The 10,431-nt window shown below is 40.0% G+C and carries 8 protein-coding genes; 4 read left to right on the forward strand and 4 right to left on the reverse strand.

Annotation, left to right across the window (positions count from 1 at the left end):
* Positions 1-1,234: 1,234 nt before the first annotated feature.
* The gene (locus tag AAKU64_RS21520) at positions 1,235-2,635 is read left to right on the forward strand and encodes a replication initiation protein (protein WP_354362998.1); all 1,401 of its coding nucleotides are present in this window, start codon (positions 1,235-1,237) and stop codon (positions 2,633-2,635) included.
* 30 nt (positions 2,636-2,665) lie between these two features.
* Here AAKU64_RS21520 and AAKU64_RS21525 read toward each other — a convergent pair whose 3' ends face one another.
* Positions 2,666-3,700 carry a ParB/RepB/Spo0J family partition protein gene (locus AAKU64_RS21525; RefSeq protein ID WP_354334698.1) on the reverse strand — a complete coding sequence of 345 codons (1,035 nt, stop codon included), beginning with the start codon at positions 3,698-3,700 and terminating at the stop codon, positions 2,666-2,668.
* Positions 3,701-3,704: 4 nt separating this feature from the next.
* Positions 3,705-4,358: an AAA family ATPase gene (locus AAKU64_RS21530; protein WP_354334696.1), complete on the reverse strand. Its 654-nt coding sequence runs from the start codon at positions 4,356-4,358 to the stop codon at positions 3,705-3,707.
* A gap of 700 nt (positions 4,359-5,058) precedes the next feature.
* Here AAKU64_RS21530 and AAKU64_RS21535 point away from each other — a divergent pair.
* Positions 5,059-5,823, forward strand: a complete 765-nt coding sequence (locus AAKU64_RS21535) for an IS5 family transposase (protein WP_354334694.1) — start codon at positions 5,059-5,061, stop codon at positions 5,821-5,823.
* A 335-nt stretch (positions 5,824-6,158) separates the two neighbouring features.
* Here the strand turns inward: AAKU64_RS21535 and AAKU64_RS21540 are convergent, their stop codons facing one another.
* Together AAKU64_RS21540 and AAKU64_RS21545 are read right to left on the reverse strand one after the other, a co-directional pair.
* Positions 6,159-8,249 (reverse strand): site-specific integrase, encoded by a 2,091-nt coding sequence (locus AAKU64_RS21540; RefSeq protein WP_354334692.1) that lies wholly within the window; start codon positions 8,247-8,249, stop codon positions 6,159-6,161.
* Positions 8,250-8,564: 315 nt separating this feature from the next.
* A complete protein-coding gene (locus AAKU64_RS21545; protein ID WP_323492590.1) occupies positions 8,565-8,900 on the reverse strand; it encodes a hypothetical protein in 336 nt (111 codons plus the stop codon).
* Positions 8,901-8,953: 53 nt separating this feature from the next.
* Here AAKU64_RS21545 and AAKU64_RS21550 point away from each other — a divergent pair, with 53 nt between their 5' ends.
* Together AAKU64_RS21550 and AAKU64_RS21555 are read left to right on the forward strand one after the other, a co-directional pair.
* Entirely contained in the window at positions 8,954-9,253 is a 300-nt protein-coding gene (locus AAKU64_RS21550) for a hypothetical protein (protein ID WP_323492589.1), read from the forward strand.
* Between the two features lie 497 nt (positions 9,254-9,750).
* On the forward strand, positions 9,751-10,215 hold the full coding sequence (locus tag AAKU64_RS21555; protein WP_323492588.1) for a DUF6799 domain-containing protein: 465 nt from the start codon (positions 9,751-9,753) through the stop codon (positions 10,213-10,215).
* Positions 10,216-10,431 lie beyond the last annotated feature (216 nt).

Here is a 10,431-nt window from a genome sequence, read left to right on the forward strand (position 1 = left end):
GAAGGACTCATTTTAGATTCCATGGAAAAAAAGGAATCTAAATCCTTTAGGATTAGATCCCGGGGGTGAATAAAATTTCAGTTGAGACCTGAATTAAGCCTTTGCGGCTAACAAACGATGTCAGTTTCCTGACTTAGATACCGTTTTTTTATCCTTTGATTCGCAAAATATCTATATGAGATATATTTTTTACGTACTTTTAGTTTTAACCTTTTGGTTTTCGGGCGAAGCTTTATCATAAAGCGTGCTCACCAAATAATATGACCGAGAATTTTCTATGTGATCCAATCGACAAATCAATATTTTTATATCTTCTTGGCCTGCTGAAATAACAAAATTTTCCTGTCGATATCAAATAATAGATCTGTTAAAGGTGAGTAATTCGAATAGCTTATAAAAAAACCACGTTTGCATTAGGTGAGATTTTTAAATAGCATTGTTTTGAAATACGTTACGGTGAGAACTTTGAATAGGAGATGATCAAAACTATTTGTATTTGTAAATTAGTGCTCACTTATTGCCAAAGCTTATTAATACTTGGGATTAGAGTTGAGTGAGCTTTTTTATGGCTATTTAAAACCCTCACCTTTTAAAATCTGTCATATCCAACATAAATTCTTTTTTAAAAGGCTATTTAAAACCCTCACCTTTCCACTTCTATGCTGGCTATTATTTGGTGTAGGCGTTTTTTTTTGTTTAAATATTTAATTATTTAATAACTACATTAACCAACAGCATCATTTAACTATTCAAAACACTCACCTTTGAAACTATTCGACTAAATATTTTTAAGGTATTTTCTACACAGCTATTCAAAAACATCACCATTGACCGTATTCGGGGCTCTTAAGCATTTTCATGGCATTTGCTATTGAAAGTTCTCACTTTTCAAAACACCATCTGAACTTTGTCCACGGCCAAGAGAGTTATTAACAGTAGCTATTCAAAAGGATCACCATTCTTTTCATGGCTATTTAATCCACATCCCTCACCTATTCAAAAGACTCACCCGCTTATTCAATCAACATCCCTTTGTTCTTTAAAAACATCACCGTAGATATTCAAAACCATCACCCAAATTCCTCCTAAGTCAATGTTTATGCGGGTTTAGAGGAATTAGATGTTTATAAACTTATTTAATGTTTACTTTAATAGTTAACAACTAGAAAGTTGTTTCTCTCAACGGGCTTTAACAAGAATCACAACGAGGAAGCAACAAAAACCAGTTGATCACTTGAAATCTTTGACCGCAATACCAAAAGGTGAGAACATAAAAATACTTTCTCACCTTTTGAACATAATGATCAAAAAGAAAACAGATAACTACAGCCTGTCATTATTTAATGGCCAAGCAACGGACATTTTTAAAAAGCCTGTCCAAGCGTCACAAATGATCATTCAAAATGATGTGATGACCGGTCAACAACTACTTGCTTGGAATATTTTAGTCAAAAATGCCAAAGAGCAAAAAGATCAATGGAAGAAAGATACGCAATTGATTCGAAACCCGGATCGGACGTATAGGATCTCGCGGAAAGAATTAATGGATAGAATGGGATACCAGTCTACCAATAGAAAGCCATTTAAACAGGCGTTGATGAAGATGCAGGACATCAAAGCCACATGGGACGTGCTTGGTACTGACAACGAAAATATCTGGGCGTCGTGTGTATTACTGCCTTTCGTGCAATGTGACGACGAGTTTGTTACCTATGCATTTGTAAATCAAATAGAACCAATGCTTTTTGAGTCTGCTATTTACTCAAAACTGGACTTAATTATTCAAAAGAATCTTAAGCTAGACGCTTCAAGAAAATTATATGACTGGCTTAATCGATATAGGACTAATCCTTCTCATCTCAGCAACAAAGATTTATGGAGTTTTTGGAAAAAAGTCATTCAGGGTGACGTAGATGAAAATAGCTACACAAAAGAATATAAGATTTTTAAACGGGATAAATTAAAACCTGCAATTAAAGAAATAAATGAAATCTCTGATTTGATTATTGAGCTTTTCGAAGATAAAGACGGCACCAGGAGCGTTAAATTTTTGCAATTTAAAATTCATGAAAAACCTAAATTTACGAACGAAACTGAAGAAAAATTGGCTGCCAAAGAACCTCGAATTGATCTCGAAAAAGAATTTTCAAGACTGAACATCAGCTCTTATTATAAAAAGAAAATCATAGCTAAGCATCCTGACAGACTAATTGCCGCGAATATTGAATATACAGTAGCTCGCCTTAAAGGTAACCCAGAGTCTATTTTGAACCATGGCGCGTATCTAACGGCTGCGTGTGAGTCAAATTATGCTGGTTATAATTCAGATCTTCATTCAGTTGTTAAAGGCGTTTCTGATCCGATCGATCAAACTAACAAGATCATGGAGGCCATTCATAGAGCCCGTAATCTTCAAGCTGAAAAAATGTTCGTGGAAATGGAAGAGGTTGATCAGACCGATCTCATTGAAAGTTTTAATAAGAATCTTAAAAATGACGAGGAACGAATCCCGGCCGAAAAAAGCAAACGAGGAAATCGTCATCTAATCCCCTTCTACACATGGCTAGCAAGGCAAACGTGGGGAGATCCAACTCCCCAAGAAATTATTGAATACACATTAAAAAACAATACCTAATAAAAAAGCCGCTTAAAAGCGGCTTTTTTATTAGGTCAGACGAAATTGTAATTTGAGAGTTTCTAAGATTTGTTTTCGCTTGTCGTCATTAGGCTCGTTAATCTCCAACAAAATTTTTCCAGAATCAAAGTCTTTGATATGTCCGATTAATTTTAATTCATCTGAATCTAAGATTTTATATTGCCTAGAATTTTCTTTAGTTTTTCGTGGAGGCTTAGGTTTTTCTAAAGCTGCCCTGGCATTTTTAATTTGGTCACGGGTATAGTCATCGGTAACGATTTTTTTTACCATCTCTAGTGTAGCTTCTTCTGTCGCAACACCTGAGTAAAGCTGAAGTTCGTATAAAGACGATAGTGCAAACTTGACGCTTTCTTGTTCCTCAATATAATTAATAACAGATCTTGGAAGATTCAAAACACTTATAATCTTATTGATATTGGAAAGAGAAATTCCAGTTTCCTCGGCTATGGCTGATTCATTCTCGTAAATACCATCATTTAGTAATTTTCTCCAAGCAGAGGCATTATCAAGAACTGTTTGGTCTGATCGTTCTGCATTTTCTTTATATGATAATTTGTATAATTCTCGATCAGAAATCTGTTCATAAATCATCAAATCCATGAATCCAATATTAGCTACTTCAATGCCTTTCCAACGATAATGGCCTGCAGCTAATATAAAACGTCCATTTCTAATGGTTGCAATACCCGGCACCATCTGCCCATCTGCTTTAATTTCCAAAGACATTTTATGGACGCGTTGTGGCTTGTAATTGACTCGTGCGTTATAAGGATTGGGTTCAATCAAGTCATACGACACTCTTAAAAAGTAGGGAATTTTATTCCCACATTCTTTTGCGACTGTAACAATCTCACTTTCACGCGTGAAAGTGGAAGGTGTATTTTGATTAGTCACTACAGAAGGTTTAAGCAGAGGAGTCGTAGACAATGGATTAGGCACCGAATTAGCAATATTTTCTGCCGAAATAAGTCGCTCGGTTAGTTCGCTATTTTCTTTTTCTTTTTTTTGAGCTAAAGCGCTTTTCATTTTGTCGAACTTACTCATAGCGTTAGTGCCCCAATTCAATTAAAATTTCGTCAACAAGTTTTGAAACTTCCTTACCTGCCGCTGATTTAGGTGATGTTATAGAGATACAAGAACCAAAAATTTGTGACTCTGGATAGGCTACTCGATCTGCTAGCTGTGTTTCGAACATCGAAATCGCTGCATTATCTCTAAGCTCTTCCAAACAGACCTGATAGGCTTTGCCGCGTGGAACTCTAGCTGCCAACACTTTGACCTTTAAAGAATGGTTATGCCGCTTAGCAAGTTCTGTTAAATCTATTGCTTTCTTACTTGCCCATATATTGCCCATGTCTGGCAGAACAGGAACGATTGCCAATTGTGAAGCCAGTAGCACATGCCAAGGAACTTCAGAGTCGATAGCTGGAGGGCAGTCAATTAAAATATAATCAAAATTTGGAGAATGTTTCCGAATCTCAGAAAATATTTTAGAGCCAACCGCTGATAGTGAAAAAACTGTTGCTGGGAACGGTGTCTCATCAGGTGATTGGCTGTTCCAAGTCACCGCGGTACCTTGAGGATCCATATCGATTACCGCAACCTTATTACCTCGCACTGCTAATTCACCAGCTATTTGCATAGTTGATTGAGTTTTAGCACAACCACCTTTCTGGTTTACTAAGCAAAATACTTTAGCCATAAATTCTTTTCCTATTGATATACGCAAAAGCAGTTTTGTTTTGAAGCGAGCACTTTCACGCGTGAAAGTGCTCGATAAGAAATTTTATTAATTATATATGAATTCTGATCCCTACATGTTAATTTCAAAAGAATGTGAAAATTATTCTGTGGTATTTTTCTAGGATAGACTGGATTTTATGTAAGTTAAGGTTGTCGCTTGCTATAACGTTATTGATACAACTACCTTTCGAAAATTTAAAACTTTCACGCGTGAAAGCTAGTTGAATCTCTGTATTTAATTCATGAAAGTATTCGCATTCGTTTTACTAGCAGTAAACAATATTTATAAATCTTTCCATTTCCTGAATGCGCGTCTCAATTTCTACCGTAATGTTTATCGTAACCGTTGCGTGCTGCCTTTCTCAATGTGGGATGCACTTTCAGCAAATTCAAACCGAATCGCTTCCGCAGCTTCTTGGAAAATTACCTTCAATATTTCATAAAGCCATTTATTAGATATCGTATCGTTCGGCATTGGATTTCGACTGTTTGAGAGAGCAGGGGTGTGGCACCTTTTAGCCTGTCTATCAATGGAGTTGCCTCAGAAGCATCTTTCATTGAAGCATATCCACGATAAGCGTTGTTGAATAAATCGTGAATCCGTCGGAGAAGTGTATAATTTGACATGATTCTACAAAAACGCCGATGCCAAGCCGCTAATGCCTTACATATTTAACGAGAGTCGCCGAGAAAAGATCACGAAGTCGAAATATAAATTGACGAATTGGCGAGAATATAATGAAGCATTGCGTAGGCGCGGCGATTTTACGATTTATTTTACAGAGGATGCGATAGCCGGTTGGCAACCGGCAAAACCGGGAAAGCGAGACCGACCGCCGGAATATTCGCATGTAGCAATCGAAGCGATGCTGCTTATTCGCCAAGCGTATCATCTGCCGTTGCGCCAAACCGAAGGGATGATGACTTCGCTTGCGCATTTCATCAAAGCCGACATCGCCATTCCTGACTTCAGCACCATTTCCAAACGCAGCATTGAATTACCAACGCATGTTCTGAGTAAAGCGGAGAAGCCTGGCAGTGCGGTGATTGTCGATCGCACCGGACTCAAGGTTTATGGAAAAGACGAATGGCACCAAGAGAAACACGACGTTCCAGCCCGGCGCACTTGGCGCAAGCTGCATATTGTCGTCGATGAAAAACTTCATATTGTCGCGTGTGAATTGACCACTCCAGAAGTAGGTGACCTCACAGCCGTACCTGATCTCGTCGGTCAAATCGAGACGCGCATCGAGAAATTCATTGGAGGCGATACCTACGATGGCGTTCCGGTTTCTCAAGCGGTCCTGGCCAAACTCCAATGCAAAAGTGATCGTCCCGCCGCACAAGACGGCCGGGTGTTTCTGACGCAGGCGATACGTAACGAGACGGGCATATTCAAGCCATTGCCGAATTGGGATGCATAGCTTGGCAGAAGATCACCGGCTACAATAGGCGAAACTGGAATGCTGTTGCGACACAAACAATCCTAATGCCGCCAATAAGCGGGAGGCAGTTCCTTTGTTTCGGCGTATTCCTTCAGAACGCGGTCGCATGACGAAAACACTGAAGGAATGGCGCATTTAGTTTTTGATGGTGAAATATCTTTTTATATCAATGGGTCAAGTAACTTTTTGGCGAAAATTTCCAGGATCCCGGCCAACCCTCTTCAGGGTGAGGTTTTACGGCTGACCTGATAAAGTAATTCCGAAGTGTCCTCCTAAACTTGTTAAAAAGTTAGGAGGACAAAAAATTTTCATGCCTATGATTTTCTATTTGCTACCGTTTTACCAAATTCTTCCATTGCTTTCACGCGACGTTCCATCTCAGGCGTAATGTATATGCCAGTGGTTGCTATAGACCGATGTCCAAAATTAAGTTTCACTATCTCAATTGGCACACCTTTTGCAAGCGCGTGCGTGGCAGATGTATGTCTAAGCCAATGAGTACTGGCCATCTGCAAGTGCTTTGCACCCTCCGGTGATATTTTGGCAAACTCGATTGAGACGGATTTAAAAAACTTAACTAGTGATCGATAAATTTGACTCTTTGCCATAACCCCATTTTCTTTGCGCTTTTCTGGAATCTCGTTGAGCTTTTGAAGGTGTAACGGCGCATCCATCAGGAAATCTATCAATTGAACATCGCCCGGTACCGCATCAAAACCTTGATAGCCCCGATGAGCAAAATAGGAAATCAGTTGATCCATACAAACGGAAGGGAAGGGGACCTCACGCGCACGATTGCCTTTTCCTACAACTGTTAAAATCCAGCCTGACGAGTCCTCAGTGCTTCCAACCCGATACACCAGGTCACCCTTTGAGGCATTAGCCATCTCAGACAAGCGAATACCAGTCATATAACCTAAAACAAGGATAAATTTTAGGCGCTCTTTTTTACCACTGTCTGGCATGTTTTCAAGATACTGCAATATGAAAGACCACTGCGTCTGTGTAAGACTGTGGTGTACTGCAATCTCGGGCTGTTGTGCCATGCGTGGCTTGACGCCATCCCATGGATTTGAATCTAAATAATGTCGTTTTGTTAGCCAGGCACACATGCTAGAACAAATAATGATGGCGAGACGTTGCGAGCTTAGCTTGAGAACGCCATTCCGACTCGTATGCTCGATTTGCCATTGTTTTCTCAATAATGGTGGTACATCTTTAGGTGGTTTGGGCGGTTTTAATTCTTCAAAAGGACGCCAATTCACGCTCAACCGTTCTGTATTGCGTTTCCCCAACCACCTTGCTTCCGGTATGTTGTAGACGGTATCCCATGTATCAGGTTGGATGCGACCGAGATCCCAGAGGAAATCTCGATAGGCAATACAATCTCGCGACGACAGGGAAGAAAGTGGTTTGCCAAGCTCTAGGATTGACCATAATAAAAAGCGTTCAACTTGGTTCCTGTAAGAAAGATAGGTATTTGAATCTTTGATAAAGGTACTGAGCCATACTTGAATCGCCTCATAATCATTGTCAGCCCCGGTCTTATTCCGTAGTCCACGATTTTCACCAAAAGAGCCATCTAACTCCGATTTTGGTTGGAAATACTCAATCGGAACAATACCAAATTGTTTTGGTCGGTCTCGTTTTAATTGAGCAAGATCTAGTTCATTTCGTTTGGATAATGCGTATCGAGATAATGAACTGCAGAGGGCGGTTTCATTGAGCGTAATCCATTTAACGATTGATCTGGCAGTGATCATCCCGAGGCCGGGAATAGGCGCATACCACCGATAGCCGTTGACGTTAATGGTCTCGATCAGCTCCCCCAGTGTATTGACGCCGGCACGGATCAATTTCTTGGCGACGTTTGGTTTTAACCAGGAGGCCACGTTGTCCATAGTGTTTGGATCTGAAACGGCCATTTCGTGAAGCCACAATAAAGCATCGGCTTGGCGCTGTCGCAGACGAACATTTCTATGTGATTTTGAGTTGGTGTCTTTGTCCGCGTACTCAGCTTGAAATAACTCGATTAGGTCTGCTTCCGAGTACATTTCATATGGATCTCTTTCCTCTCTGAAATCTTCAAGCGATGGTATTTTTGTCGCGACCGTCACCAGCTGATCGGGATTAATCATTATGACGCGCGCCATAGAAGACTTACCGAAGCGTTTGGCCACCAGTTTTAATTCAAATCGTATCCAATCCAGTGTAGACCGAGCAACGCGCAGATCAATACTTTGGTCATCCTCAGAAAAGTTTTCTAAGTAAGAGATGGCCAGCTTTCCGAGTTCAATACCCTCAAGATATCCCTTTAAAAAAGCTAAATGATGTCTGCCGACACGTTCGAGAATCAGCGTGGCTTCAAGCCCAGATGCAGATTTTTTCTTAATTGGTCGTGCCATAAAAATTTTCTCTTGCCTAAGTGATTGATTTTACAAGGAGAGAATTTTTACCGAACCGGGAAACACCGCCTTGTGATGTTGTGATTATATCTAATAGCGGAGTTAGTACATTAAAATAATGAGGTTAATTATAGTAGTAATTAACCTCACTTCTATAATTAGATTCTTTTACATTTCAAATAGCTGAAGCAAGCACTCGGAACTAAAGATTTCAATTTTTCGGTACTAAAGATTCCAAATCATATAGTCTGCATTTTATTGGAATTTTTAGTACTGCAGACTTTTTTGAATAGGTATCCTGTTATTAAACTGCGCCTAACTAGCTAGGTCAGATTTTCTATTTTTTCGAGCTTGTTTAGTAGCGGCTGTTTTTTCAGTGTTACGTATTTCAGATAATTGCTTCAGCCGACCTTCGGATTCCGATTTCACTAAAATCAAGGATGCCTGGAGTTCCTCCATTCGTATGCGCAAGGCGTCTAGTTCCTTGTGACTAGAATCTCTACTTTGAGTGATTGCCTCAAGATTTCCTTGCAGGCTTCCAATCTGTTGCCGATATTCGCCCATGCTTAACTGCAAGCGACGCAACTCGTCCTGGTGTCTATTATTTAACTCTGATGTTGACAGCCTTGCTTGTTCGATTTCTTTTTGCAATTTAGCTGACTGGACGCGCTCTCGGTCAATTTCCAATAAGGCACGCGATTCTGATGTCCGGAACCGTTCCTCAGCCAATTGCAATGCATGACGCTGTTAAACAGCACAGAGAATTTTCTACTTCAATTGAAATTCAGCGTCCAGGAAATTTTCGCCGATCCAATGGCCGCAACGGCTTCTGTGAATCTCTCTGGAAACGCCCCGCACTGACAACTGGAAAATTTACGACGCTGTTTGACATTCTTGCCGACCGGACGATAAAGATTTTTCCGTGCACCTTTGAATTTGATGTAGGTTTCGTCCATTCGACAGCTGCCCCAAACCGAGCGCTTGTATTGGTGGAATACTTTTGACAGGATCAGTAAAAATTTGATCGCCCATTGATTGAAAAATGATTAGCACGCACACTGCGCTCCCCGAACAATTCTTCCAGATTGCGATAGCTTTACACATATGCAGCGTAACAGCAGATTCAAATCAAAATTACATCTATTGGAAATCGCATCCCCTTCTATACGAGAACGTCGGCTCAATCAATTTTTTACCAAATCAATCTATCTGAATGTTGCGCATATCTCGTCCGTTGGGACAAAACCGTCCACTTACAAGAGTAAAATAATTTGGTGCATACGTCGAAAAATAAGATGCGGGAACTTAACAGGCTCGATTTAATCGATCGCAGATTCTTGTTGACTGACCGCCATGTTCATCGCTTCTAAAGTTATTTTTTGTTTGATCGGTTGTATGTTGGATAGTGCACAGAGTCTTAAGAAGAATTTTTATAAGCTAATTGGTGTCAATATTTGACTATCCGATCGCTGAAATTTCAACCTACTTTAGAGGTTCAAAAATGAATAAATATTCCCTAGCATTTATAGTGACAATGTGTTCTGCAAATGCAGCTATGGCACAAGAGATCATGATGAAAGATGGCAAGATGATGAGTATGACAGACGGTCAATCTATGCCGATGGATAAAGATATGACTATGTCTAACGGCAATAAAGTAATGATGGATGGATCTGTCATGATGAAAAACGGGAAGAAGTTAAAAATGCAAAACGGTATGATGATGGATGCTAATGGAAACCTTATGATACGTGACGGTAATATGATGAAAGACGGGAAAATGATGATGACGAAGAACGGTCAGGTCATGCCAATGGATAAAGACATGACTATGTCCAACGGTAATATGGTCATGATGGATGGTTCGGTCAAGATGAAAAACGGCAAAAAGATGCAAATGAAAAATGGGATGATGATGGACGAAAATGGGATGGTAATGGATGAGAACGGCAAAATGATGAAGTAGTTTTATTATCTAGGGGTTGCCGCAAAAAGGGGTGTAAGAACTGGCTCTAATGGAATGGACGCCCTCTTTCAAACGGCATCGATGTGCCAAAATGGGAGCGGCAACACCCCCTAAATGAAATGAGCGTCCAAAATGATCATTACTACAATTGGAATCGATTTAGCTAAAAATGTATTTCAAATTCATGGCGTTGATGCGCATGGAAATGCCGTGCTT

It is taken from the genome of Undibacterium sp. GrIS 1.8 (genome assembly GCF_040544445.1).
Taxonomy (GTDB): Bacteria; Pseudomonadota; Gammaproteobacteria; order Burkholderiales; family Burkholderiaceae_D; genus Undibacterium.